Here is a 25607-nt window from a genome sequence, read left to right as displayed (position 1 = left end):
CTGCATGGGTTTGTTAACTTTCGGAAGCCTTGACGGGCTTGTGTCGGCGGCGTTTCTATGGATTCCTTTTCACGGTTTTGTTACACTAGAGAAATAAGCTTGGATTGCACTAAAAGTCCGGTGAACAAGTGGCCGGAGAGCCGATAGGGAGTTGGAACAGTGTCAGCGGTCGCTTTTGTCGACGGATTTTCACCCCAAACGGGGTCATTCCATCGAAAAATCCGGCTACTACAGCGAGTGGAAACCGCTATCGACGGAGGACCTGCTTTTTCACCGGACTTCTAAGAGAAGAGGATGTAGACATGCGGAATTTACGCAGAGAAGATATTGAATTGCTGGCGCCGGCCGGCGACTGGGACTGCTTGCGGGCGGCCGTAGCCAACGGGGCCGATGCGGTGTTTTTTGGCGTGGAAAAATTTAATGCCCGGGCGCGGGCCCACAATTTCCGGATGGACGAGCTGCCGGATATTATGTCGTTCCTCCATTTATATGGCGTCAAGGGCTTCCTGACCTTTAACATTCTCGTGTTTGAGGAGGAACTGACGGAGGCGAAGGAGCTGATTGAGGCTTGCGTCGATGCCGGTGTGGATGCGGCGATTGTGCAGGACCTCGGTCTGGTGAAGCTGATTCGCGAGCTGTCGCCGGATTTCCCGATTCACGGCTCAACGCAGATGACGATTACGTCGCCGGAGGCGGTGGAGTTTACGAAGCCGTTCGATATGGAGCGCGTCGTGCTGGGGCGGGAAAACAACCTGCAGCAGATCAAGCAGATCGGCGATCAGGCGCGGCTGCCGATGGAGGTATTCGTACACGGGGCGCTGTGCGTGTCGTATTCCGGTCAATGCCTGACCTCGGAGATGTGGGGCGGGCGCTCGGCGAACCGCGGCGAATGCGCGCAGGCGTGCCGCTTGCCGTATGATTTGATGGTCGACGGGGTGCAAAAGCCGATGGGCGATGTCGCCTACTTGCTGTCACCGAAGGATTTGGCGGCGCTGGAGCTGGTGCCGGAGCTGATCGAAGCGGGCGTGACGTCGTTCAAAATCGAAGGCCGGCTCAAAAGCCCGGAATATGTCGCCAACGTCGTCAGCAAATACCGCAAGGCGATCGACCGTTATTTCGATGGCGCTGACGCCCGGCCGACGAAGCAGGAGCTGCGCGAGCTGGAGCAAAGCTTTTCGCGCGGTTTTACGCACGGCTTTCTGCAAGGGACGAACAACAAACAGCTGGTCGAGGGCACTTATCCCAAAAGCCGGGGCGTATTCGTAGGCCGCGTGAAGCAAATTCTGCGCGACGGCGTCGTCTGCGAGCTGGAGGCTCCGCTCAAACGCGGCGACGGCATTGTGTTTGATGCCGGCGATCCGACGAAGAAGGAAGAAGGCGGCCGCGTGTACGATTTGCGGCGTAAGGGCTTGAAGCTTGAAGGGGAAGCCGAGGGCGGAATGATCGAGATCGTGCCGGGCCGCAATGACGTCAATCTGACGCGGCTGCATGTGGGGGATCGTATTTGGAAAACGAACGATCCGCACTTGGACAAACGGTTGCGTCAAACATATGAAACGGACAAGCCGTATCGTACGTTCCCTGTGCGCGTGCGCATTAGCGGTGCCGAGGGCCAGCCGCTGAAATCGTGGTGGACCGACGTTCAAGCGGGTCATACCGTATATGTGGAATCCGAGCTGCCGCTGGCGAAGGCGGAAAAACGCCCGATGGACGAAACGTTGTTTGCCGAGCAGTTCGGACGTTTGGGCGGCACGGTATACGAGTGGGGCGGTCTTGACGGGCTGGCGCTTGACGGACCGCTAATTGTGCCGATGCGCGAACTGAACGGCATGCGCCGTCAGGCGGTTGAGCTGCTGGAGGCGGAACGCCGCAAGCCGCGCGCTTATGTGAAGCGTCAGATCGGCGTGTATGACGATGTTCCTGTTCCCGCTGGCAGGGACGCCGGCTCGGCTGCGGGCGCTCTTACATCCGTCGCGGGCAATCGTGTTGCCGGCGCAGCGGCCGGACTGACCGCTTTGTGCCGCAATCTCGATCAGGTGAAGGCGGCGCTGGAAGCGGACGTCGATTTGATTTACGCCGACTTCGAATTTATCAAGCAGTTTCCCGCTGCAGTGGAAGCGGTGCATGCTGCCGGCCGCAAGATCGCGCTGGCGACGCCGCGCATTCATATGCCGGGGGAAACGGGTTATTTTAACAATATTCTGAAGCTGGCTCCCGACGCGGTGCTTGTCCGCAATACAGGCGCTGTGTATTATTTCCTGAAAAAACGTCGCGAGCAGCCGGACGGGCAGCATCCGCTGCTGATCGGCGATTTCTCGTTGAACGTGGCGAATCACAAAACGGCTGCATTGTTTGCCGAAGCCGGTCTGGACAAGGTGACGCCGTCCTACGACCTGAACATTCAGCAAATGGTCGATCTGCTGCGCCGCGCCGATACGTCGCTGCTGGAGGTCGTCATTCATCAGCATATGCCGATGTTCCATACCGAGCATTGCGTCTACTGTACGTTCCTCAGCGAAGGCACGAACTATACGAACTGCGGGCGGCCTTGCGAGGAGCATCGTGTCTCGCTGCAGGACCGCGTCGGCATGTCGCATCCGGTGCGCGTGGACGAGGGCTGCCGCAATACGGTGTACAATGCGATTGACCAGTCGGGCGCAGAGTACTTGAAGCATTTTCTGGAGCTGGGTGTCCGTTCGTTCCGTGTTGAGTTTCTGGAGGAATCGCCGGAGCTCGTCCGCGAGGTGCTTGACTTGTACCGCCGGGCGATGAACGGCGAAATCAGCGGCACGCAGGTGTGGAAGGCGCTCAAGGCGACGAATCAGCTTGGCGTGACACGCGGGCAGCTGGTGAAATAGCGCGATAACGTGAACCCATAAATACCAAAAGCCGACTCTCATGATGAACCGCGGCGTTCCAGGTTAAGCTTGCTTAATCCGGAGGGCGGCGTTCACAGAGGGTCGGCTTTTTTCAGTTGTTAGAAGAAAAACGGAGCATCAGAAATCCACCACACGTCCGCCCGATGGCGGCGGAGGCGAAGCAGGCGGTCGAATGGCGACGAGCGGGCGTAAGCGCTCAAGCACTTGAGGCTCAAGGCCCAATGCCTCGGCGAATTCGTCTACACTGCGAAAGCCGTTGCTTGCCTGACGGGCTTGCAGCGCCTTTTTCGCCAGGATCAGGCCGATGCCCGGCAGGGCGGCAATGGCTTGCTCGGAGGCCGCGTTGAGATCAAGCGGTTCTGCAGGAAGCGAAACGTCATCTGGCCGATCAGCGTCGCGATCCGTCTGCCGGATCGGATCAGGGGTTGGTCTGACAACGGATGCAGGTGACGCAGCCGATTTGCTTGTAATCCAAGTCCCTGATCCGCGGGATGTATGCGGACTGGGGGCATCGGTCTCCCGGGAATCCGGGTCTGCCGGCGCTTCGGCCAACGACGCCTCTTTGCGGCCGGGTTCCAACGTCGGGGAGGTCGGCTGCGCTTGCCGGCGAGCTTCCCTCTGGAGATTTTCCAAGCGACGCAGGTACGGTCCAATGCTAAAAAAGCCATGAAGGATACACACCCCCGTCGAAAGTAAAGCTAACGCCATAACCAGATTGAAAAGAAATCCCGTGTTTCCATCGACGGCTATCGTGAAAAGTATGATGTAGGGAGCTACATATACAGCGCTCCAAAGGGCATAACGCCAGCTTCTGACCATAAGGGCCAGATATAAGAAAGCGAAAAAGTTGTATACCGGGACGAAAGTCAGCACAATCCACCAAGAGTGCCCCAGCTTCCAGAATATGCTTTTGCGTTCAGTTTCCATTGTGTTCCCTCCATTAATCAACGATGAGCCGGCCGGTATATTAAAAATCTACGGAGCGGCCGCCGCGCGCCAGCCACACATCTTGCTCGCCGGAATCCGGAGCCTTGGCCGAAGGCTCGGCTTGCCGGTACTCCTGCCGGTCTTCATTGGCCGTTGCTGCAACGGCCCGCACATTGGCCCATTCGCGGATGTGCTGGATCTGCTCGGCTTGGGTGACCGACAAGGGTACGGTTGTGCGGATGGCTTTGATAAAGTCCTCCAGTGTAATGCTGCGGTCCTCGGAAAATGCCTCGAATAGCGCAGCCACAACGGTTTGCTCAATCTCAGCGCCGACAAAGCCTTCGGTCAGATCCGCGAGCTGATCCAGATTGGCCCGACTGGCTTCGAATTGGCCGATAACTTGAGGGTCTCTCAGCCGTTTGGAGATATGGAGACGAAAAATATCTCTGCGCTCCTTTCGGGTCGGCAGGTCGACAAAAAAGATTTCGTCAAAGCGCCCTTTGCGCAGCATCTCCGCCGGGAGGGACTGAATGTGGTTGGCGGTGGCGATCACGAACACAGGCTTTGTCTTCTCTTGCATCCAGGTCAGGAATGTCCCGAAAATACGACCGGAGGTCCCGCTGTCCCCGAATCCCGATACGTTGCTGAATCCCTTTTCGATTTCATCGATCCAGAGGATGGCCGGGGAGATGGCTTCAACCGTTTTAATCGCTTTTCGCATATTTTCTTCACTGCTGCCGACGATACCGCTAAAAATTTTCCCCATATCCAGACGCAGCAGCGGCAGCTGCCACATGGCGCTGACCGCTTTGGCAATCAAGCTTTTGCCGCAGCCGGGGACGCCCGTAATGAGCACACCCTTAGGAGCGGGCAAGTTGTAGCGGGCCGCAGAATCGAGCCACGACTTGTTACGTTTGAGCAGCCAGCGCTTCATATTCCCCAGACCGCCGACATCTTCGATCCGTAGCTCGGTTTTCACAAATTCAAGAATCTGCGATTTTTTGATGATTTGCCTTTTTTCCTCCAAAATAATCTCCACATCGTGCAGGTCCAGACGTCCGTCTTCAACCATTGCGCGGGCAAAGGCGTTTTCCGCCTCCTGCAGCGTGAGTCCCAGCGCAGCCTTTACCAGCCGTTCCTCCTGCTCGGGAGTCAAATCGATGGCAATGCGGCCCCCGGCCTGGTTGGCGGCGATCATTTCATCCAGCACACCTTTAATTTCCGCAAAGGACGGCAAATCGAAGTCGACAATCGTAATCTCCTTTTGCAGCTCGTTAGGCAGGGCGATTTCCGGGCAAATGAACACAACGTTTTTGGGATTCGGGCTCATCTTCAAAACGGAAATCAGGTCGCGAATTTTACGAATGACGATTTGATCGGTCTGCTTGTCCGCACCCCCGAAGTAGATATGGAAATCCTTCAAAATAAACACTGCAGGCTGATCATACGATTCAATGAATTCCAAACAGGTTAACGGCGCCTTCGTTTCTTCCCGGCCGCGTTGCTGGTCTTCGGCCAAGCCGTTGGTCACTGTCCAAGTAAACACCTTGCGCACGGTTTTGATCATGGTTTCGTCCGTTACTGCAGAACGGATCATCGCTACAGCCCGTTCCTCCTCCCAAGTCGAAATGTACACATAAGGAAAACGAGCCCGCATAAGGTTCGATACATGCTTTTTAAACCGTAAAATTGAAGAGTCCTCCACTTCATCTATTCCTCCCATTGAGCTTGGCGTATGAAAGCAACGTCATCTTTTATATGAATTATTCGACAGCGTCGGGTGGAACCCTTTTGGAATCATAACAAAAACCGCCCTCTCCGAAGAGAGAACGGCTTTTGATGTACGGATCAAGATAAGCGATTACAGCTTAATGATATTCCATTTTTGCGCGCCGGTGCCATTGTCGTTCCAGATTTGAACGTTCGAGCCGTCCGCTGTTCCGGACGAGGACACGTCAAGCGCTTTGCCGCTGTTCACGTTGATCAGCTTGTAAGAGCCGTCGGCATTTTTGGTGATGTTCCATTTTTGTGCGCTGTTGCCCAGGTCGGTCCACGCTTGCACGTTTGTGCCTGCAGCGGTGCCTGCGCCGGACACGTCGAGCGCCAGTGCGCTATTGACGTTGATCAGCTTGTAGGAGCCGTCGGCATTTTGATAAATCGTCCATTTTTGCGCGTTAGTACCGTTATCCGACCAGATTTGCACGTTTGTGCCTGGCGTCGTACCTGCGCTGGCCACATCCAGCGCTTTGCCGCTGTTGACGTTGATCAGCTTGTAAGTGCCGCCGGATACAATGTTGCCGCTCGATGGAGGAGGCGTCGGCGTTGGTGTAGGTGTTGGCGTCGTGCCGCCGTCTTGATAGACGCGAACGTAGTCAACGTACATTTTGCCAGGGAACGGAGTCGATGCGTTTGGCGAACCTGGCCAGTTGCCGCCTACAGCCAGATTCAACAGAAGGAAATGCTCCTTGTGGAACTCTTCCGTCGAGTTGACGCTGTTCAGGATGTTGGCTTCGCGGAATTGTACGCCATCTACGAACCATTTGATTGCGCTGGCTGTCCACTCAATGGAATAAACATGGTATTGCGTGACGTCGATCCCCATGCTGGCGCCGCCGTAATCAGCTTGACCGCCGGCATCCCAGTGGATGTAGCCGTAGGTGTTGCCTTCGGTATTGATGTGCTCCATGATGTCGATTTCGCCGCTTTTCGGCCAGCCGACGCTATTGAGATCAGTACCAAGTGTCCAGAAAGCCGGCCACAGGCCTTGGCCGCTTGGCAGCTTCATCCGTGCTTCGATTTTGCCGTATTTGAAGCTTTTCTTGCCTTGCGTTTTCAGACGAGCGGACGTATAGCTCATGCCGCCATAGTTTTCTTTACGAGCCTCGATGACGAGGTTGCCGCTTTCAATGCGAGCGTTTTCCGAACGATTTGTATAATATTCCAGCTCGTTGTTGCCCCAGCCGCCAGATCCGGTGCCGGTTTCCATCGTCCAGTTGTTGCCATCGATTGAGGAGCCGTTAAACTCATCGCTCCACACCAGGTTATACGCCGCGTTGGCCGTTGTGAACGGCAGCAGAGCCGCAACGAGCGACAAAATCATCAGAAATGCCAAAAGCTTATTTCTTAATGTCTTTTTCATCTTCTTTAATGTCCCTCCCGAAAAATGATAAAATTTTAGTACATAATCCACGAAAAATCACGAAAAAATACGATGACTCTTGCTGACCGGCTCAGCGTAGGGCGAAAATCCTCTACAGCAGGGATAAAAATCGATTACAGCCGCTGATATCAGTGTGTGAAGCGCTTTCACAGGCTCATTTTATCATGAATATTGCCTATCTAATATGGGGATATATTCCTGAATTACGAAAATTATTTCCGGTATTTTCGTACTATAAAATGTCGAACGAAATAGTCACGCGGCTATTTTCGTAATAAACGCGCGTTGATTTTTTCGTGATTTTCGTGCTTGAATGTAAAAAAGAAAATAAAAACCCTGCATTCGACAGCGGTCGAGGCAGGGTGGGTGGGGATGGTGGTTCTAGTCTGCATAAACTTGCATCTTGTTTGTATTAATGATGAGCTTGGCTGACTGAATGAAGTCGAAGCCCAGAATGCCATCGATGTCTATTCCGTAATCTAAAGCGCCGATTTCAACCTTGCACTCGTTTACGGACCAGTCTCCTAAAATTACGGAATCAAACCATTTGGTAAATACACCGCCATCTTTTGAAACCGATCCATTTTTCTTCAATTTTCAAATCCGGTCGGGATGTATGCAAAAAATAGATTTCTTTGCCTGGTTGATCTTTGTGCAATTGTTTGTACCGCTTCATGGCATCCAACGAATCGTCATAACGATCAATGACCGTCAGCGAATCGATGTACCGAAATCCGTCCTGTGAGTGAGCATCTACAGCTTCGAACACGACCCATTCTTCTGGAAATCTTTCCTGCACTTCTTCCCATCGTAGGGGCAGCCCTCCCGCGATAATAATTGATGGATTTATTATAGCTTAGTCAAAGTGGAGCCGGCATTTTCTGCAGGATTAAAGAGCTGTGATAGGTTTTTTGAGGATTTAGCTTATGAAGGTGGCCCCATCAACCCCCATCCCACATCCCCCTACTTCACTTCCTCCTGCTGCTCCACACCGCCGCCCTTGGGAATTGGCTTTCGCACCTGGCGCGTTTGTTCATTAAACCTCTCCAGCGTTACCCCGCCGCCCAGATCCTGCGTCGACTCCAACTCCTCATAGGTTTCCGTATCGAGGTATTCGTCGTGCTCGCCGGCGGTGTTATTTTTCAGCGATTTGTAAATCTCCAGTGCCCGGTCAAGCTCGCCTTGATTGTCGGCGATGAACTTGGCGGTTGAGGTGTCGTCGTAATCTTTCGCTTTCTTGGTGTCGTAAATATTCAGATACGATTTGAGAGTTTCGAACATGTAGTTGCCCGGAGCAAAGCCGTTTTTGGAGCTATCGCCGGGCTTTTTCAGATCCGGGTCGAGCGACTGCTGCCAGCCCTCATATTTATCGCTGCTGCGCCGTCCGCCTTGGTTGATCTGAGCGGCCACGGCCGATTGAACGGCGAAGGTGCGGAATTCGCTGATCACTTTGTCTCGGAAGGAGCCGTGCTTTAAATTCAGGTCCTCGCAATGGTCGATGGCGTGGTGGGTTTCGTGCGCGACCTCGATCAGCCGGTTGTGATAATCGGTCGTCTGGTTGCTGATTTCGTGCTCCGTCAGCGGTTTGACGGTGATGGTGCCGTCGACGGCGAAGTCGGAGGTCGGGGTAAAGAAGGCCGCGGCTCCGCCGGTCGCTCCTTGCTTAAAGGTCAGGTCGGTGGCGTCTTTATTATAATAGAAGGCGGCTTTTTCCTGAACGCGGTTGTAGGCGGAGGAAGGAATCGTATTTTTGGTGGCGTCGAGATATTCGGTGCCGGATTCAAAAATCATTTTGCGCTGAAGGGTAGCCGGACCCGGTGCAGGCGATCCCGCTTGTGAACGGAACATTTGCGTCACAGCACGATTGCCGATCGTTTGCTGTAGGCGCATGACGCCGGAAACGGGGGATGAAGAGGGGCCTGTCGACTGATGACCCTCATCCGTTTGGGCCTGAGGGGCGTTGCCGGAACGTTGCTGATGTTGAGGTTTCATGATGCGCCGCACTTCCTTTCGGGCTGAATATCGTCGATATCGACAGACGACCGCAATGACCTGCATATTTCCATAAATTATACTATAATCCGCAAAAAGCGTACACGGGCCAGCCGGTTCCAGCTTAGGGGACTGCGGGCGTCATGAGGTTCGTTCACAATTCGGACACATTTTTTTAAGCTTATTTTCAGATTTGTTTAATGTGGCATTATTCTTCCAAGGCTATAGTAAATGAGGCTTAATCTGCAGGACGAGTTTGACAGTTTGAAATGGAGGGATTTCTAGTGCTTGAGGTAAAGCAGGTCAGCAAGCTCTACGAGAATCAGCGTGGCGTGCACAATATCGATTTTACGATGCAGCGCGGGGAGATCGTGGGCTTTCTGGGACCGAACGGAGCCGGTAAAACGACGACGATGCGCATGATCACCGGCTATTTGAATCCGACGCGCGGACAAATCCTGGTGGATGGCTTGTCGATGGCCGACCATCCGAAGAAGGCGCGCCGCAAAATCGGCTACTTGCCGGAAACGCCGCCGCTTTACCCGGAGATGACGGTGCAGGCGTATTTGCGTTTTATCGCCAACCTGCGCGATATTCCCGCCCGCGAGCACAAGCTGCGGGTAGGCGCTGTTATAGAAAAGCTGGGGCTGCAAGGCCGCGAGCGGCAGGTGATCCGCGGCTTGTCCAAGGGCTACAAGCAACGTCTCGGGCTGGCGCAGGCGATTCTGCACGAGCCGGATCTGCTTATTCTCGATGAGCCGACCTCGGGGCTTGACCCGAAGCAGATCATCGAGATTCGTCAGCTGATCCGCGAGCTGGGGGAAAAGCATACGGTGCTGCTGAGCACGCACATTTTGCCCGAGATCAACGCGCTGTGCAATCGCGTGTTGATCATCAACCAGGGCCGCGTCGTGCTCGACGAGCGGCCCGAGCAATTGAGCCGCGCGATGGGCGAAACCTTCGAGGTATCCCTCGAAGTGCGGGGCCCGCGTGAGCGCGTCCTGGCCGAGCTGCGCAGCGTCGACGCGGTCGCAGCGGTCCGCGACCTGAGCGGCGATACGCCCGCTCAGGCAGCTACTGCCGGCGCAGGCGCAGCAGCGCCGGCGATGGAGGCGGCGGAGGCTCCAGACGCCGCCCCAACCGCTGAGGCGGCGTCCGAACGCGCCGCCGATCCGGCGGCCCCGGCGGAGCCGGCCGCCATCGCCGCGCCGGCCGCTGCGCAAGCCGCCGGCGAAGGCATCGTCCGCGTGCGAGTAACCGCCGCGGACGGCGCGGACATTCGCGAGGCGCTGTTCTTCCGCCTCGCGAATGCCCGGTTGCCCATCCTCGAAATGCGGCGCGAAAGCGCCAGCCTCGAGGATATCTTCCTCAAGCTGACGACCGATGAGCCGTCAGCCGACCCGCAGCCGCAGGATGAACCGGCGGCCGAAGAGACGGAGGTGGACGCGGATGCGTAGAATGTGGGCCATTTGCGCCAAGGAACTGCAAATGTATTTTTATTCGCCGATTGCATACGTGGCGTTTGCTTTTTACGTGCTGCTGTCGAGCTTCTTTTTCTACGTCAGCTTTGTCACGGCGCAGCCGGCGATTGTCGACGCGCGGTATGTGGTCAGCAACACGACGTTCGTCTATCTGTTTATCATTCCGCTGCTGACGATGCGGCTGGTCGCCGACGAATTCCGTCAGGGCACCGACGAGCTGCTCCTGACCTCTCCGGCCGGCATCGGCGAAATCGTGCTCGGCAAATACGTGGCCGCGCTGTTCGTCCAGTTGGCGCTGGTTGGCATCAGCCTGATCTATCCGCTGATCATGTCGGCCTTCGGCACGCTCGATCAGCCGATCATGTGGCTGTCCTATCTGAGCATGTTTCTGCTCGGCGCAGCGATGATGGCCATCGGCCTGTTCGCGTCGTGCCTGACCAATAACCAGATGGTCGCGGGCATTGCCGGCTTCGTCATTTTGCTCGTGCTGTGGCTGCTCGACTGGCTCGGGGACAGCTTTGGCGGCAAGCTGAAGGAGTGGGTGACGCAATTTTCGCTGAACAGCCATACCGCTAACCTGCAAAAAGGCATTTTACACGGCGGCGACATCGTGTATTACGTCACTTTGGCGGCTGTATTCCTCATTCTCGGCATGCAAGTGCTGGAAAGAAAGCGGTGGAGGTAAGCGCGATGAATAAATGGATACGAGGCACCAACGCAGTTGTCGTTTCGCTGGCCGTCGTCGGCATTTTTATCGTCCTGACGCTGTTCCTGCATTCCTTGAAGGGCTTTCAGCTCGATCTGACCAAAAATAAAAGCTTCACGCTCTCCGAGCAGACGTTAAATACGTTGAAAAATCTCGATCAGGACATCCACATCATCGCCTTCACGAATGCCGGACAAAACGAGTTCGTCACCCGGCAGGTCGTCGACATGGCGCAGGAATACAAAAAACGCAGCAGTCACATCACCTTCGATGAATACGACATGCTCAAACAGCCTTCGATGGCCCGGCAGTACGGCGTCGATCAGGGCGGCACGCTGATTTTCGAAAGCGGCGACCAGAAGAAGTCGGTGAACTTCTATGAAATGTTTATCGCCGGTCAGCAGCAGGACGGCTCCTACCAGTTCAGCGGCGAGGAGAAGCTGACGCAAGCGATCACCGGCCTGACGTCCAAGGAGAAGCATATCGTTTATGCGCTTTCCGGGCATCAGGAGCTGCCGCTGGCCCAGCTTAGCGTGCTCAAGAGCAGTCTGGAGGGCGAGAACTTCGAGGTGAAGGAGCTGAATCTGTACCGCGACGGCAAAATTCCCGACGATGCGCAGATGCTGCTGCTGCTCGGACCGCAAAACGATCTGAACGACAAGGAAACCGAGCTGATCAAAGCTTATTTGAAAGGCAAGGGTAAAATCTACATCGCCCTCGGCTTTAATGAAAATCTGGCGACACAGTGGAAAAACATCGATTCGATTATGAGCGAATACGGCGTCAAGGACCAGCATGCGGTGGCGATTGAAGCCAAGCAAACGACGCTGTTCGATCCGCTGACGATCATTCCGGAGTACGGCTCTCATGAGATTACAAGCAAGCTGTCGCAATACAATCTGGTGACGATCATGTCGCTGGCCGTGGCGCTGGGCGCGGAGGAGAATCCGGGCGATCTGACGACCTCGCTGCTGCTGACGACAACCGACAAGGCCTATGGCGAGACGGATATCGCGATGCTCAAGCAATCGCGCACCAAGCAGGACGACACCGATGTCAAAGGTCCGCTGAATCTCGGCTACGCCGTGCAGGACAAGGACCAGAAGCCGAAAGCGGTCATTCTCGGCGGCTCGACGTTCCTGCTCGATCAGGAAATCCAGAATCAGGGGAATAAAGATTTTGCGCTCAACAGCATCGGCTGGCTGCAGGAGCAAAAGGATCAGGTGACGATCCGACCGCGTCAAGGCGACGCTTATCAGGAAGCGTTGATTTCGCCGGGGCAAGCCAACTTTATTTTCAGCATGACGATTGTGGCCTTCCCGCTTGTGCTGCTGCTGACCGGCGGATTGATCTGGTGGAGGAGGAGACGGGGATGAAGCGTTTGTGGCCTACGCTGTTGCTTGTGCTTGTCTGCGCGGGGGGCTTCTGGTTCGCTTCGAGCAAAAATTTTTTCCGGGAAGCGGAGCCCAAGCCGCAAGCCTTCGTTACCGTCAAAGCCGAAGAGGTGCAGTCTCTGAGCGTAGAGTCGGCTGACAATCAGGTCGCGTTGCAACGCAAGGACAGCGGCTGGGAGATGACCAAGCCTGGTCCGGCTCCGGTGAGCGCCAATCAGGCGGAGAGCTGGATCAGCTCGCTCGGTCTGGTGACGCAGGAGAAGCTGGTCGAGGAGCATCCGGCCAATCTGGCGACCTATGGGCTCGACAAGCCGCTGCAAACCTACCGGATTACGTTGAAGGACGGAACGTCGAAGGCGCTGCTGGTTGGTCAGCCGCTTCCGATTCAAGGCTACTCGTATGCGAAGCTGGAGGATGCGCCGGGCGTGTATCAGGTAAGCGACCAGTCGCTTGGCCTGCTCAACCATACGCCGGTCGATTTCATCGATGCGCAGCCAATAGCCTTTGACGCCGATAAGGTGCAAAGCGCCAAGCTGGTCTGGAAGGGCCAGACGTGGTTGCTGACCAAAAGCGAGAAGGATAAGCCGGCTGCTGACGCCAAATGGAAGCTCGGCGACAAGGAGCTGACCGGCGCGGATGCCAGCGGGTTGCTGAATGGCTTGACGTTCCTGCGCACGTCGCAGTTGACGAAGTCGGTGGCTGAAGCGCCGACGGCCGGAGGCGAGCTGAGCCTTGAGGTGACGCTGGACGACAACGGCTCAGCCAAGACGCAGCAGTATGAGGGCAAGCTTAGCGATACGTTGGTGTGGCTGAGTCAGCAGGGCGGCGCTTGGGCGTACGCGCTGACGAGCGAGGATGTGCAGAAAACAGCCGACGATTTTGCTGCCAAAAGCAAATAGCGCACAGCCCCGACCGCTGAGGCGGGGGTGACGGCGGCAGCCGCTAGAGCGCGGATCTGACATGCTGTGCCCGGTGGAACGTTCTGTAACAGAGCGAGTCTGGTCGTTATTTCACGTCGGTTGTGCCGCCCGTCAAAGCATGTCTGACCGCCATTGCCCGGTCGGTCGGGCCAGTGGCGCGGTCTGGCAGCCGTTGTCCGGGCGTTGTCCGATCGGCGCGGCTCTGGCAGCCGGTTATCCCGGCAAGCGTAATGCGCCGCCAGCCGCGTGCTGCCGAGGCTGCCCGGCGCACGCAATGCCACCTGTTCCCTTCGGGGAGCGGGTGGCTTTTTGTCGTGCCGGGCGCGACACACTTTTGACATAAAAATCCCCTGTTCGCGAATATACTCGCATGTAAGCTTACACGGGCTTGCCATAAGCGCACGAGGGGGTTTTTGGACAATGGAATGGTATGTGAAGGTGTGGAAAAATTATGTAGGATTCCAGGGAAGGGCTCAGCGTAAGGAATATTGGATGTTTGTTTTGTTCAATATTATCGCCAGCATCATTCTTGGCATCATCGACGGTGTCATCGGGATTCAGCTTTTGTCGGGCTTGTATTCGCTGGCGGTGCTGCTGCCGTCCCTGGCCGTCGCTGCGCGCAGGCTGCACGATACGGGCAGAAGCGGCTGGTGGCAGCTGCTCGCTTTGATTCCTTTGGTCGGTGCAATTATTCTGATCGTATTCTTATGTCAGGACAGCGAACCTGACAATCAATACGGCCCGAATCCGAAGTAGTCAGAAGGGGGGGCTGTTCCTAAGTCATCCGCTGACGGCGGGACGGCTTCTTTTTCGCAAAAAAATAAATTTCTCCAAAAAAGTATTGATTGTCCCTCTTTACGAATGTATACTTCATGCTACAAGCATGTAAGGGGGATTATTCATGAGATGGTATGTCAGCGTTTTGAAAAATTACGCCGTATTTGACGGGCGGGCGCGGCGTCAGGAGTTCTGGATGTTCACGCTGATTCAGGGAATTATCGGCATTATTTTCGGCATCGGCTATACGATTGGCTTTGTGATGCTAAGCGCATCGGCGTTTAGTGAAGCGTCGGAATATAATCCGTCGGGCTTGCCCGATTTTTCCGGGGCGGGATCTTTGGGGGCGGTGCTGATTCTTGGTATCGTAGGTCTGCTGAATATGGCGTACTCACTGGCTACGCTGTTGCCAACCCTGGCCGTTAGCGCGCGCAGATTACACGACACAGGTCGCAGCGGCTGGTGGCAGCTGATCGGGTTGGTGCCGTTTGTCGGCGGCATTCTTTTGCTCGTTTTTTATTGTCTGGATAGCGAAGGAAACAACCCATACGGCCCCAATCCCAAATATTAAACGTAACGGACCTCCCTTATCGGGAGGTTTTTGTATAATTAGATGAAAAATAGCTGCCAGAAGCGAACATTTAAACCTATGGTTAATTAAAATGTGCGGAACGCATGCAAAAATCTCCGAAATTATGGGTAAAAATTTGCTTTTGGAACAGCCTAACTATTTACTATCGGCAAGAAAGCGTTTAAAATGAATATTACGATGTCTGAAATTTTCAAAATTTTGAACATGTGCATGTAATTGAAAGGGTTTTCTCCCTAATAATTGGAATGTTCACTTATGGTTATACGGACTCATGAGGAGAGGGCGGTTGCTGAATGGTAACGAAGAAATCGGATCAAGGAACGATGGACAAATTGCTCGGCAAAGTGTTAAAGCATGACGTCATCAGCAAAGCGGGGCTGCTGCTCGTGCCCGCGCGCACGAAGCTGACCTGGGGGCATATCAAGCTGCTCCAGCAGCATCGCGTCTCGTCTGCCGATCTGATGTATGCGTCCGAGGCGCTGCCGACTGTCGCCGAATCCCTTGTTGCCGAAGCTTCGCAGTACGCCGAGGACCTGTTCTACCGGATTCGCCGCAACCGTAAGGTGCCGTTGCTGGAAATCCGGACGGAGCTGATTCCGTACATTCAGCAGATTACCGAGCATCCGAACTTGTTCGAGGTGCTGGATTCCGTAAAAGTGAAGGATCAATATACGTATAAGCACAGCGTAGGCGTAGGCGTTCTGGCGACGCTGCTTGGCAAATGGCTCAAGCTCGACAAGGCGGAGCTGGCGGTGTTGTCGCTCGGAGCGACCTTGCACGACGTCGGCAAGATGCGAATTTCGCAAGAGATTTTGCAAAAGCCGGATAAGCTGTCGGAAGAAGAATTTTCCGAGGTGAAACGGCACACGATCTATGGCTATGAGATGCTGAAGGAAGCGCTGGGGATTAATCCCCGTATTCCGCTGATCGCACTGCAGCATCACGAACGCGTATGCGGGGCCGGGTATCCGCTGCAGCTCAAGGACCCGCAAATTGACGATTTGAGCCGGATTGTCGCGGTAGCCGACGTGTTTCATGCGATGACGTCAACCCGTCCGTATCAGGAAGCGGCTCCTTTCCACGAGGTGATCGATCAGTTGCTGGATCGGACCGGCAATATTCTGGATCCGTATGTCGTCAACGTCTTTTTGCAGAATATCGCCGCGGGCATGGTCGGGCGCAAGGTGCTGCTGAACGACGGCCAGTGGGGCGAGGTTATCTATATCAACCCGCATGATTATTTGAAGCCGCTGGTGCGGATCAACGAATCGTTCGTCGATTTGAGCAGGGAGCGGAACGTCCGCATTTGTGAAATTATTGCTTGATTGCACAGCAAGCTTGGGCCTCTTGTGTCTGCTTTGGCAGGCGCGGGGGCTTTTTTTGCATGTCCAAAAAATTTTCTTCCCGGCACATAAAGCGGAATAAATTGGGAAAACCTATAGCTATCAACGGAAAGGAGGGTTACATTCTCATGTACAATCAAACGACGAATCAAACCATTTCCAGCAAAGAGCTCGCGTACATATCCGATTCTCTGAAGAACGAGGAACTCCTGATCAAGCTGAGCGTGCAAGGCGCTGTAGAAAGCCAGACGCCGTCGCTCAAGCAAACGTTGGCGCAATTGTCCCAAGAGCGTCTGCAAACCGTCAGCCTGCTGATCAATACGCTGCAGCAGCAATCCGGCATCACTCACTAATATCCGCAACCACAGGAGGTGCAAGGCACGTGTATCAGCAAAATCCATATGCCGGCCAAAGCTTTGGCACGCAGCAATCTCAGCAAGGCCAAGGTCAGCAGGTTTATCTGCAGGAGCAGGACCTCGGCAACTTTATTTTATCCGAACTCAAGCGCACCGCCCGCGAATACGCTACGGCGACGCTGGAAGCGGCCAATCCGCAAATCCGTCAGCTGTTCCAGTCGCTGCTTCAGCAAACGCTGAACGCGCAGGCGCAGGTGTTCCAAGAGCTGCAAAAGCTGAACGGCTATAACGATATCCAGCCGGCCCAGCAGCAGCAATTGCAGCAGGAGGTGCAGAAGCAAAGCCAAACGGCAGCGCAATTGCAGTCTTTCGTGCAGATGAACCTGAGCAAAATCAACACAAGCGGCATGCTGCAAACGCAATCGTTCCAGCAGCAGGGCCAAGGTCAAATTCCGCTCCAAACGCAGTCGTTCATTCCGGCTACAGCGGGCGTACAGCAAACGTTCCAGCCGCAGCAGCAGCAACTGGGCGGCTCCGCCTACGGCAGCGTGTTGTACGGTCAAAACCAACAGCAGCAGCAACAGCCGTTGCATAGCCAAGCCGGCAGCTACGGTACGAGTGCGTCTGCACAGCAATTCCAGCCGTCGCTGGATCAAACGTATAACACGACGACGAGCTTCGGCTCCGATTTCGGCGTAGGCAGCAGCACGTCCGGCAAAACGGGTTCGGGCTACTACGCAGGCTCGGCCAACGAAACGGCGACCACGGGCAAAGCCCAAAGCTTCAACCAGCGTCAGACGGGCAGCCAGAGCACGACGAGCGGGGACGTCTCCTCCTATTCGGCCAGCGGCACGAAGTCGCAGGACGGCAGCAAATACAGCTTCTAAAGTCTTATAGGTGAAAAAAAGCCAGCGCCCCTTGCCGCATATGTACGCGAGCAGGGGGCGCTTTTGCGTTGGCATCGCTTCACCGTCCCTTTAACCGATTCGACTTGCGGATGCGCGGCAGTGCGCCCGGCGGCTGTTTGCGAATCCATTTCAGGAAACTGGCGATGTCGGGGTTGGCCCGCAGCGCTTCCAGCGTGTGCAAACCATCCGCCAACTGGTCGTTGGTAAAAAGGGCGTGAATCTGTTTATGGCACGGGACGCAAAGCGCGGCTGTCGGCAGCAACGCGCCGCCGTATTCCCGCGGCGTCAGATGATGCTCGGTCGTGGCGACGCCGGCGCGCCCGCAAAGCTCGCAATTGCCGATGACGGGCCGGGCTTCCAACGGCGGGCCAGCCAGCGGCCGCTTGCGTTTTTGTGGCATGAACGTACTCCTTTCCGTGGGGACCTTGAGAATGGCTTGGATATATATTGTCCACTTTTTTGAAGAATTCTGGTCTTGAACCTGCTTGTCATACATATATAAGGAACAAAGGATGTCCAATTCTGGGGAAAAGGGTGCAAAACGATGAAAAAAACCTGGATTTACGGAACGGCCACGCTGCTGCTGCTCGGAGCGCTTACGAGCGCTTGCGGGAGCAAGGAGGAGGAACCACAGCCAGAACAGCAAGGGATGACCTCTTCGGTTCGTACAGCTGCCGTCAAGACGGAAGCGGGACCTGACACCGCCGTACAAACCGTGCGCGCCGACGGCAAGCCGACGTTGAATGCTACCGTAGCGCAAGACGGCAATACCGCTATCATTCAGTATACCGTAACCAACCTGGATCTTTCCGCCGAGCATATGGGTAAATCTAATGTGCCGGGCGAAGGTCATCTGCATCTGTACGTAGACGGCAAGCAAAAAGCGATGCTGAACACGGACGCCCCCGTCAAGCTCACCAACCTGAGCGCAGGCAAGCACGTTGTTTTGCTGGAGCTCCAGCAAAACGATCATTCCGATCTAAATGTAAGCAAAGAGCTGACGATTCAAGTGCCGGCAACCGACGGCGCGGCGAAATAAGCGAAGTTGCAGCGGGCCGGAGCGAGCGCTCCGGCTTTTTTTCGCATAAAAAAGAACAAGTGTTTGCCAAGGAAAAAATCGGAGAATTCACGCCTTTGCGGGCTCTTTATCGGCATTTTCGCGATTTGACACACCCCCGCCCGTAGCATAGACTGGTGGTAATATGGCATGAGTGCCGCTTAATCGGAGGGAATCGGGTGATCGTTGATATACGTCAGTGGAAGCATGTTTTCAAGCTGGACCCCGACAAGGAGCTGGCCGACGAGGCGCTGGAGCGGCTTTGCTTGTCCGGTACGGATGCGATGATGGTGGGTGGAACGTCAGGCGTGACTTTCGACAATACCGTCGACTTACTGGCGCGCATTCGCCGCTATGAGGTGCCCTGTGTGCTGGAGATTTCCAGCCGCGAGGCGATTGTGCCGGGCTTCGATTTGTTTTTGATTCCCGTGGTGCTCAATGCCGGGGACCCGCAATGGATTGTCGGCCATCATCATACCGCGCTCAAGGAATACGGGGCGCTGCTTAATTGGGATGAGATTTTGACCGAAGGCTATGTTGTTATGAACGGTGAGGCAACGGCTGCGAAGCTGACCGCGGCGAATACGGCGCTGGACGCCCGCGATGTTGCGGCTTATGCCCGCATGGCGGACAAGCTGTTCCGCATGCCGATTGTGTATGTGGAGTACAGCGGCCGGTTCGGCGATCTGGAGCTGGTGAAGAAAGCGGGTGCTGTACTTGAGCAGGCGCGGCTGTTTTATGGCGGCGGCATCGATAGCGTGGACAAGGCCCGGGCGGCGGCGGCCGTTGCGGATACGATCGTGGTCGGCAACATTATTTACAGCGATCTGGAGCAGGCGCTTCGCACGGTACGGCTTGACGGATAACGAAGAACAGGAAGGTACTGATATGAACGAAACGGTAAATATCATGGAGGCGGTAAAACGCCTGAATCGCGAGCAGCGCAAGGCGGTCGAAGCTGTTGAAGGGCCGCTGTTGATCATGGCCGGAGCGGGAAGCGGCAAGACGCGCGTGCTGACGCACCGCATTGCTTATTTGATTGCGACGCGCAAGGCGGCTCCGTGGAGTATTCTGGCGATAACGTTCACGAACAAGGCGGCGCGGGAGATGCAGGATCGCGTCGGCAAGCTGGTTGGCGGCTCGGCGAACGATATTTGGGTCTCGACGTTCCACTCGATGTGCGTACGCATCCTGCGTCGCGATATTTCGCGGATCGGCTTCACCTCCAATTTCTCCATTCTCGATTCAGCCGACCAGCTCTCCGTGGTCAAGACGTGCTGCAAGGAGCTGAACATCGATACGAAAAAGTTCGAGCCTAAGGCGTTTCAGGCCGAGATCAGCACGGCGAAAAACGAGCTGGTGACGGCGCAGCAATACGAGAGTAAAATCGGCGATTATTTTCAGGGCTTGACTGCCAAGGTATACACGTTGTACCAGAAAAAGCTCCGGGCCAACAATTCGCTGGATTTCGACGATTTGATCATGTCGACGATTCAGCTTTTTAAGGAAGTTCCGGAAGTGCTGGAGTTTTATCAAAACAAATTTCAATACGTCCACGTGGACGAATATCAGGATACGAACCGCGCGCAGTATATGCTATGCCGGATGATTGCCGACAAGCATAAGCGCATTTGCGTCGTCGGCGACAGCGACCAGTCGATTTACCGCTGGCGCGGCGCGGATATCACGAACATCCTGAATTTCGAAAAGGATTACCCGAACGCCACAGTGATTTATCTGGAGCAGAATTACCGCTCCACGTCGAATATCTTACAAGCAGCCAACAAGGTTATTGCCAACAACACCGGACGCAAGCCCAAGAATTTGTGGACGGACAAAGAGGGCGGCAGCAAAATCAGGCTGTATCAGGCCGATTCCGAGCACGAGGAAGGCTATTTTATCGCCGGAGAAATCAACAAAAACGTCGCCAAGGGCAAAAACCGCAGCCAACACGCGATTTTGTACCGTACGAACGCCCAGTCGCGGGTCATCGAGGAAATTTTGATCAAATCGGATATTCCGTATACGATCGTTGGCGGCATCAAATTCTATGATCGTAAAGAGATCAAGGACATTCTGGCGTATTTGCGCCTGATTTCCAACCCGGACGACGACATCAGCCTGTCGCGGATCGTGAACGTACCCAAGCGGGGAATCGGCGATACGACGATGGACAAGCTTGCCGATATGGCGGCACGGCGCGGTCAGTCGCTGTTTGCCGTGCTGGAAGAAGTCGACGGGCTGGAGATCAGCTCCCGTACGAAGCACGCGCTGGCCGATTTCCGCGAAATGATCGAGAATTTGAACCGCATGGTCGATTATTTGTCGGTCACCGAGCTGACCGAAAAGATGCTGGAGCTCAGCCAATACCGGATGGAGCTGCAGCGCGAGAATACGCTGGAATCACAGGCACGGCTGGAGAATATCGAGGAGTTTCTGTCCGTGACGCTCGATTTTGAGAAGCGCAACGAGGACAAATCGCTCGTCTCGTTCCTGACCGATCTGGCGTTGATTGCCGATATCGATACGATGGACAAGGAAACGGAAGAGAAGGACGCCGTCGTGCTGATGACGATGCATAGCGCCAAGGGTCTGGAATTTCCGGTTGTGTTCATCATCGGCATGGAGGAGGGCGTGTTCCCGCACAGCCGGGCGTTCACCGACGACGAGGAGCTTGAGGAGGAACGACGGCTCGCTTACGTGGGCATCACGCGCGCGGAGGAGGAGCTGTTCCTCACAAGCGCGCGCATGCGCACGTTGTTTGGCCGCACCGCCAGCAACGCTCCATCGAGATTTCTTGCCGAGCTCCCGCAGGAGATCGTCGAGCAGGTCTCGATAGGCGGTGGCGGTGGCGGCTACGCGCGCTCTGCGCGCGGGTCCTGGTCCGGCGGCGGCAGCTCCGCCGGCGGATATGGCGCCGGGGCGAAGCCCGTCGGCGCAGGGCGCAGCCCAGGCGGCGGCAGCAGCGCCTGGGGGCAGCCGGCCGCGTTCGGCAAGCCCGCGGCCTTTGGCAGCGCGCCGGCGTCCGGCGGCGCGGCGAGCGTGGCCCGGCCGGGAGCGGCAGCGGCCGGGAGCGGCGACAAGGCGGCCGATTACAAGGCCGGCGACAAGGTCGCGCACGGCAAATGGGGCATCGGCACCGTTGTCACCGTAAAGGGCGCGGGCGCGGATACCGAGCTGCAGGTGGCGTTTCCGGCCCCGGTCGGCTTGAAACGCCTGATGGCGCAGTTCGCGCCGATCACGAAGCAATAAATATAGAGAGGAAGCGTCCGTAATGTCAGAAGCGCTGGCGGCAATGAAATCCCTCATCGAAGAAATCAATCACCATAATTACAATTACTATACGCTGGACAATCCGACGATTTCCGATAAGGACTACGACGTGCTGTATGATCGTCTCGTCGCGCTGGAGCGGGAGAGCGGTACGATCTTGCCCGATTCGCCAACCCAGCGTGTCGGCGGGGAAGTACTCAAGGGTTTTGAGCCACATCGCCACTTGTCCCGGCTATGGAGTCTGGACAAGGCGCAAAACGCGGAGGATCTCGGGACCTGGCACGCGCGCGTGCTCAAGCTGATTAACGACTACAACAGTAAAAACCCCGATACGCCGCTGCCCGATCCTGCTTTTGTCGTCGAGCTGAAATTCGACGGATTGACGCTGAATCTGACGTATACGGACGGCAAGCTCACGCAAGCGGCAACGCGCGGCAACGGCGTTGTCGGCGAAAGCATTTTAGCCCAAATCAAGACAATCAAGTCGATCCCTTTGGAGATTCCGTTTCGCCAGGGGACGATTGAGGTGCAGGGCGAGGGGATGATGTTCTTGTCTGTGCTTGAAGCATACAACAAGACAGCGGCCGAGCCGCTCAAAAACGCCCGCAACGCCGCTGCCGGCGCTCTCCGCAACCTGAATCCCAAGGTGACGGCCGAGCGCAAGCTGAACGCTTTTTTTTACAACGTAGGATATGCCGACGGGATTCGCTTCGAGACGCACGCGGACATGCTGCAGTTTTTGCGCGACAATCGGTTTAAGGTCAGTGACCGGACCCGTTTTTTTCAATCGATGGAAGAAGTGGCTGCCGAACTGGAGCGTATTGCTGCGGAACGGCTTGATTACGATTATTTGATTGACGGCGGGGTGGTGAAGCTGACCGATATGCGCACCCGCGAAGTGCTCGGCTACACCGATAAATTTCCGCGTTGGGCCGTGGCGTTCAAGTTTGAAGCGGAAGAAGCGACGACTGTGCTGCAAAGCGTATCCTGGGAAGTGGGCCGCACCGGCAAAATTACGCCGTTAGCTCGCGTTGAAGCGGTCGAACTGGCCGGAGTTACCGTCCAGAACTGTACCCTCAATAACGCTGGCGACATCGAACGCAAAAATCTCAAGCATGCCCTGGGCAGCCTCGTGTACATTCGCCGTTCCAATGACGTCATTCCGGAAATTCTCGGCAAGGTGACCGAGGAGCAGGATGGGGAGGAAATTGTCGTTCCGGTCGTTTGCCCGTCGTGCGGCAGCGAGCTGGAACAGCGCGGCGCGCATCTGTTTTGCTTGAACCGGCTGGGCTGCAGTCCGCAGCTGATTGGCCGGATTACCCATTTTGCTTCGCGCGATGCGATGGATATCGAGGCGTTCAGCGAGATGACCGCAGCACAGCTGCATCAGGAGCTCGGCGTCAAAGATCCGGCGGATCTGTATGCCCTTCAGTTTGACGACTTGATCAAGCTGGAGCGTTTTGGCGAGAAAAAAGCCCGTAAGCTTCTGGACGCTTTGGATAAAAGCAAATCCAGGGATTTAGCGTCCTTTTTATATGCCTTGGGCATCCCGAACTCCGGCAAGACGACCACCAAAGTACTCGCAGACCATTACCGCAGTCTGGATAAGCTTAGAGAAGCGACGACGGAGGAGCTCATTACGCTGCCCGATGTTGGCGGTATCGTAGCGGACAGTATCTGCACGTTTTTCCGTGATCCTGTTATTGAAGATAGTCTGAAGCGCATGCTGGAGGCCGGAGTTACTCCTGTGCCGCCTGAAGCTCCCGAGGCTGTAGAGGTAAATACGGATAACCCGTTTTTCGGCAAAACCGTCGTGCTGACCGGCACGTTAAGCTCGATGGGGCGGGACGAGTGCGCCAAAAAGCTCGAAGCGCTGGGCGCCAAGGTCACCGGCAGCGTCTCCAAGAAAACGGACATCGTCATTGCGGGAGAAAGCGCGGGCAGCAAGCTTAGCAAAGCTCGCGACCTTGGCATTCGCGTCATCGAAGATGAGCAGGAATTGCTTGCGATGCTGGGCGAAGCGTAACAGCGGCTCGATAGGGCCAGATGGTAAAAGGAGGCGTGCAGGATGCAGCATATTGTGAACGGCGACTCATTTGCCGCCAGATTAGAAGCATCCGGCGTCTCCGGGGGCATTGTAGTTTGGCGGGAATCGCTCTACGAGGGACCAATCGGCGAAGATTTAACGATCCGTCCGCTGTTGGAGCAGCGCGCGGCCTTTATGAATCAGCAACACGGCGTGCCGTTGGAGATATTTATTGAAGCTGGTTTGCGGCAGGAACGCGAGCTTGACGCTCTTGTCGACTCATCGGAATCGATTGTATTATGGTTCGAATATGATCTGTACGATCAGCTGATGCTGGCTTATCTGCTTTTTCGGCTTCAGCAAGCCGGGGTTGACCACACCCGTCTTTTTATGGTCTGCCTAGATTCGTTTCCTGGTGTAGAGCCGTTTTTTGGTTTGGGGCAGCTGACTCCGGAGCAGACGGCTTCGCTGCATGGAACGTGGACGCCGGTTGAAGATGAGCAGCTTAGGCTCGGCTCGCGTATATGGGCGGCCTATGCAAGCTCTGACCCGGCAGCGTTGGAGCGCTTGTTCAAGAAGGACGATCTATCGGCTTTACCATTTATATATAAGGCTTTACAGATGCATATGGAGCGTTTCCCTTCCGTATTTAACGGTTTAAGCGGCTTGCAGCATTTGGTGCTGCAAATGCTGGCCGAGCAGGGCGGGCAGGGGGAAGTGCTGTCGCTGTTTCGTTCGGTTTGCGAACGCGCTGCTGCTTACGGTCTGGGGGATTTACAGTTTTGGGCGCTGATCGACGAGCTTCGTCTATGCCGCGTTCCGCTTATCGAGCTGCATGGAGGGAGCGGCCTGCCGAAATTTGGCTCCGTGCCGCCGCCCGATTTTTCAACTTGGAGGCTGACGCTGCTCGATAAGGGATATGATGTCCTCCGCGGGGAACGCGATCATATACATTTGAATGGAATTGATGTGCATATAGGGGGCGTCCATTTGCAGGGGAACGGGCCTGTATGGCGTTGGAGTCCTGATGTTATGCGGCTTTTTCGGGAGTAGAACAAAAAAAATCATTCAGGTGCTTGCATTTCCGTTTGAAACCTGCTAATATAAATTTCTGTCACCACTTGAATTAATGCATTAACGCTTTAACACAGAAATACAAAGCTCCTTGAAAACTGAACAAATGAATGAACGAATCAGAACGAACTGCTTAGCAGTTCACAACAAGAGATTGCAAAATCTCGCTAGCAGTAAATTTTGAGCTATTTGAGCTTGACAATAACGGACAAGCAATTGTCCACACCTTATTGGAGAGTTTGATCCTGGCTCAGGACGAACGCTGGCGGCGTGCCTAATACATGCAAGTCGAGCGGATTCTTTCCTTCGGGAAAGGGTTAGCGGCGGACGGGTGAGTAACACGTAGGCAACCTGCCCTTGAGATCGGGATAACTATCGGAAACGATAGCTAAGACCGGATAGCTGGTCTTTCCGCATGGAGAGATCATGAAACACGGAGCAATCTGTGGCTTGAGGATGGGCCTGCGGCGCATTAGCTAGTTGGTGAGGTAATGGCTCACCAAGGCGACGATGCGTAGCCGACCTGAGAGGGTGAACGGCCACACTGGGACTGAGACACGGCCCAGACTCCTACGGGAGGCAGCAGTAGGGAATCTTCCGCAATGGACGCAAGTCTGACGGAGCAACGCCGCGTGAGTGATGAAGGTTTTCGGATCGTAAAGCTCTGTTGCCCTAGACGAAAAGTGTGGAGAGTAACTGCTCTACATGTGACGGTATAGGAGAAGAAAGCCCCGGCTAACTA

At 55.4% G+C, this 25607-nt stretch carries 22 protein-coding genes and 1 rRNA gene; 16 read left to right on the top strand and 7 right to left on the bottom strand.

The features are described from left to right. Positions 1-302 precede the first annotated feature (302 nt). Complete coding sequence (locus B5M42_RS18445; RefSeq protein WP_134751824.1) at positions 303-2858, top strand: DUF3656 domain-containing U32 family peptidase; 2556 nt, start codon at positions 303-305, stop codon at positions 2856-2858. Between the two features lie 138 nt (positions 2859-2996). On the opposite strand, the gene B5M42_RS18440 is transcribed toward B5M42_RS18445, so the two are convergent. From B5M42_RS18440 to B5M42_RS18420, 5 genes are all read right to left on the bottom strand, one after another. Then, positions 2997-3806 (bottom strand): ComEA family DNA-binding protein, encoded by an 810-nt coding sequence (locus B5M42_RS18440; protein WP_134751826.1) that lies wholly within the window; start codon positions 3804-3806, stop codon positions 2997-2999. Positions 3807-3846: 40 nt separating this feature from the next. Further along, the gene (locus tag B5M42_RS18435) at positions 3847-5463 is read right to left on the bottom strand and encodes an AAA family ATPase (RefSeq protein ID WP_230633001.1); all 1617 of its coding nucleotides are present in this window, start codon (positions 5461-5463) and stop codon (positions 3847-3849) included. 204 nt (positions 5464-5667) lie between these two features. After that, a complete protein-coding gene (locus B5M42_RS18430) occupies positions 5668-6945 on the bottom strand; it encodes an RICIN domain-containing protein (protein ID WP_134751830.1) in 1278 nt (425 codons plus the stop codon). 402 nt (positions 6946-7347) lie between these two features. After that, positions 7348-7560, bottom strand: a complete 213-nt coding sequence (locus tag B5M42_RS18425) for a pepsin/retropepsin-like aspartic protease family protein (RefSeq protein ID WP_134751832.1) — start codon at positions 7558-7560, stop codon at positions 7348-7350. A gap of 369 nt (positions 7561-7929) precedes the next feature. Then, positions 7930-8958 carry a hypothetical protein gene (locus tag B5M42_RS18420; protein ID WP_134751834.1) on the bottom strand — a complete coding sequence of 343 codons (1029 nt, stop codon included), beginning with the start codon at positions 8956-8958 and terminating at the stop codon, positions 7930-7932. A gap of 284 nt (positions 8959-9242) precedes the next feature. On the opposite strand from B5M42_RS18420, the gene B5M42_RS18415 reads away from it, so the two are divergent. From B5M42_RS18415 to B5M42_RS18400, 4 genes are read left to right on the top strand one after another with little or no spacing between them, the layout of a single operon-like run. Further along, entirely contained in the window at positions 9243-10415 is a 1173-nt protein-coding gene (locus B5M42_RS18415) for an ABC transporter ATP-binding protein (protein ID WP_134751836.1), read from the top strand. Beyond that, entirely contained in the window at positions 10408-11124 is a 717-nt protein-coding gene (locus B5M42_RS18410; protein WP_134751838.1) for an ABC transporter permease subunit, read from the top strand. The genes B5M42_RS18415 and B5M42_RS18410 overlap by 8 nt, the downstream gene beginning before the upstream one ends. 5 nt (positions 11125-11129) lie before the next feature. Next, positions 11130-12521, top strand: coding sequence for a GldG family protein (locus B5M42_RS18405; RefSeq protein WP_134751840.1), 1392 nt, complete (start codon positions 11130-11132; stop codon positions 12519-12521). Next, the gene (locus B5M42_RS18400; RefSeq protein WP_134751842.1) at positions 12518-13438 is read left to right on the top strand and encodes a DUF4340 domain-containing protein; all 921 of its coding nucleotides are present in this window, start codon (positions 12518-12520) and stop codon (positions 13436-13438) included. The genes B5M42_RS18405 and B5M42_RS18400 overlap by 4 nt, the downstream gene beginning before the upstream one ends. A gap of 106 nt (positions 13439-13544) precedes the next feature. Here B5M42_RS18400 and B5M42_RS18395 read toward each other — a convergent pair whose 3' ends face one another. After that, the gene (locus tag B5M42_RS18395) at positions 13545-13730 is read right to left on the bottom strand and encodes a hypothetical protein (protein WP_134751844.1); all 186 of its coding nucleotides are present in this window, start codon (positions 13728-13730) and stop codon (positions 13545-13547) included. A gap of 149 nt (positions 13731-13879) precedes the next feature. On the opposite strand from B5M42_RS18395, the gene B5M42_RS18390 reads away from it, so the two are divergent. The 5 genes from B5M42_RS18390 (at position 13880) to B5M42_RS18370 (ending at position 17414) form a co-directional block, all read left to right on the top strand. Then, complete coding sequence (locus tag B5M42_RS18390) at positions 13880-14215, top strand: DUF805 domain-containing protein (RefSeq protein ID WP_134751846.1); 336 nt, start codon at positions 13880-13882, stop codon at positions 14213-14215. Between the two features lie 145 nt (positions 14216-14360). Further along, a complete protein-coding gene (locus B5M42_RS18385) occupies positions 14361-14807 on the top strand; it encodes a DUF805 domain-containing protein (protein WP_134751848.1) in 447 nt (148 codons plus the stop codon). Positions 14808-15121: 314 nt separating this feature from the next. Beyond that, the gene (locus tag B5M42_RS18380) at positions 15122-16153 is read left to right on the top strand and encodes an HD-GYP domain-containing protein (protein WP_230632999.1); all 1032 of its coding nucleotides are present in this window, start codon (positions 15122-15124) and stop codon (positions 16151-16153) included. A gap of 146 nt (positions 16154-16299) precedes the next feature. Beyond that, entirely contained in the window at positions 16300-16524 is a 225-nt protein-coding gene (locus B5M42_RS18375; RefSeq protein WP_134751850.1) for a hypothetical protein, read from the top strand. A 29-nt stretch (positions 16525-16553) separates the two neighbouring features. After that, positions 16554-17414 carry a spore coat protein gene (locus tag B5M42_RS18370; RefSeq protein WP_167689788.1) on the top strand — a complete coding sequence of 287 codons (861 nt, stop codon included), beginning with the start codon at positions 16554-16556 and terminating at the stop codon, positions 17412-17414. A 79-nt stretch (positions 17415-17493) separates the two neighbouring features. Here B5M42_RS18370 and B5M42_RS18365 read toward each other — a convergent pair whose 3' ends face one another. After that, positions 17494-17835 carry an HNH endonuclease family protein gene (locus B5M42_RS18365; RefSeq protein ID WP_134751854.1) on the bottom strand — a complete coding sequence of 114 codons (342 nt, stop codon included), beginning with the start codon at positions 17833-17835 and terminating at the stop codon, positions 17494-17496. 144 nt (positions 17836-17979) lie between these two features. On the opposite strand from B5M42_RS18365, the gene B5M42_RS18360 reads away from it, so the two are divergent. From B5M42_RS18360 to B5M42_RS18335, 6 genes are all read left to right on the top strand, one after another. Beyond that, positions 17980-18474, top strand: coding sequence for a DUF6130 family protein (locus B5M42_RS18360; RefSeq protein WP_134751856.1), 495 nt, complete (start codon positions 17980-17982; stop codon positions 18472-18474). 197 nt (positions 18475-18671) lie between these two features. After that, complete coding sequence (gene pcrB / locus B5M42_RS18355; RefSeq protein WP_134751858.1) at positions 18672-19358, top strand: heptaprenylglyceryl phosphate synthase; 687 nt, start codon at positions 18672-18674, stop codon at positions 19356-19358. Positions 19359-19380: 22 nt separating this feature from the next. Next, entirely contained in the window at positions 19381-21744 is a 2364-nt protein-coding gene (gene pcrA / locus B5M42_RS18350; RefSeq protein ID WP_134751860.1) for a DNA helicase PcrA, read from the top strand. Between the two features lie 22 nt (positions 21745-21766). Continuing rightward, positions 21767-23791, top strand: a complete 2025-nt coding sequence (gene ligA, locus B5M42_RS18345) for an NAD-dependent DNA ligase LigA (protein ID WP_134751862.1) — start codon at positions 21767-21769, stop codon at positions 23789-23791. Between the two features lie 42 nt (positions 23792-23833). Then, positions 23834-24844 carry a DUF1835 domain-containing protein gene (locus B5M42_RS18340; RefSeq protein ID WP_134751864.1) on the top strand — a complete coding sequence of 337 codons (1011 nt, stop codon included), beginning with the start codon at positions 23834-23836 and terminating at the stop codon, positions 24842-24844. Between the two features lie 248 nt (positions 24845-25092). Beyond that, positions 25093-25607 (top strand): 16S ribosomal RNA (locus B5M42_RS18335); the annotation flags it as partial.

The organism is Paenibacillus athensensis (genome assembly GCF_004514475.2).
Taxonomy (GTDB): Bacteria; Bacillota; Bacilli; order Paenibacillales; family NBRC-103111; genus Paenibacillus_AL; species Paenibacillus_AL athensensis.
This window is presented reverse-complemented; position numbering and strand designations above follow the sequence as displayed.

Bases quoted from the DNA above. Each gene is read 5' to 3' on its own strand.
- B5M42_RS18445 (WP_134751824.1), top strand. From the start codon at position 303: ATGCGGAATTTACGCAGAGAAGATATTGAATTGCTGGCGCCGGCCGGC.
- B5M42_RS18440 (WP_134751826.1), bottom strand. From the start codon at position 3,806: ATGGAAACTGAACGCAAAAGCATATTCTGGAAGCTGGGGCACTCTTGG.
- B5M42_RS18435 (WP_230633001.1), bottom strand. From the start codon at position 5,463: ATGCGGGCTCGTTTTCCTTATGTGTACATTTCGACTTGGGAGGAGGAA.
- B5M42_RS18430 (WP_134751830.1), bottom strand. From the start codon at position 6,945: ATGAAAAAGACATTAAGAAATAAGCTTTTGGCATTTCTGATGATTTTG.
- B5M42_RS18420 (WP_134751834.1), bottom strand. From the start codon at position 8,958: ATGAAACCTCAACATCAGCAACGTTCCGGCAACGCCCCTCAGGCCCAA.
- B5M42_RS18410 (WP_134751838.1), top strand. From the start codon at position 10,408: ATGCGTAGAATGTGGGCCATTTGCGCCAAGGAACTGCAAATGTATTTT.
- B5M42_RS18405 (WP_134751840.1), top strand. From the start codon at position 11,130: ATGAATAAATGGATACGAGGCACCAACGCAGTTGTCGTTTCGCTGGCC.
- B5M42_RS18400 (WP_134751842.1), top strand. From the start codon at position 12,518: ATGAAGCGTTTGTGGCCTACGCTGTTGCTTGTGCTTGTCTGCGCGGGG.
- B5M42_RS18390 (WP_134751846.1), top strand. From the start codon at position 13,880: ATGGAATGGTATGTGAAGGTGTGGAAAAATTATGTAGGATTCCAGGGA.
- B5M42_RS18385 (WP_134751848.1), top strand. From the start codon at position 14,361: ATGAGATGGTATGTCAGCGTTTTGAAAAATTACGCCGTATTTGACGGG.
- B5M42_RS18380 (WP_230632999.1), top strand. From the start codon at position 15,122: ATGGTAACGAAGAAATCGGATCAAGGAACGATGGACAAATTGCTCGGC.
- B5M42_RS18375 (WP_134751850.1), top strand. From the start codon at position 16,300: ATGTACAATCAAACGACGAATCAAACCATTTCCAGCAAAGAGCTCGCG.
- B5M42_RS18365 (WP_134751854.1), bottom strand. From the start codon at position 17,835: ATGCCACAAAAACGCAAGCGGCCGCTGGCTGGCCCGCCGTTGGAAGCC.
- B5M42_RS18360 (WP_134751856.1), top strand. From the start codon at position 17,980: ATGAAAAAAACCTGGATTTACGGAACGGCCACGCTGCTGCTGCTCGGA.
- pcrA (WP_134751860.1), top strand. From the start codon at position 19,381: ATGAACGAAACGGTAAATATCATGGAGGCGGTAAAACGCCTGAATCGC.
- ligA (WP_134751862.1), top strand. From the start codon at position 21,767: ATGTCAGAAGCGCTGGCGGCAATGAAATCCCTCATCGAAGAAATCAAT.
- B5M42_RS18340 (WP_134751864.1), top strand. From the start codon at position 23,834: ATGCAGCATATTGTGAACGGCGACTCATTTGCCGCCAGATTAGAAGCA.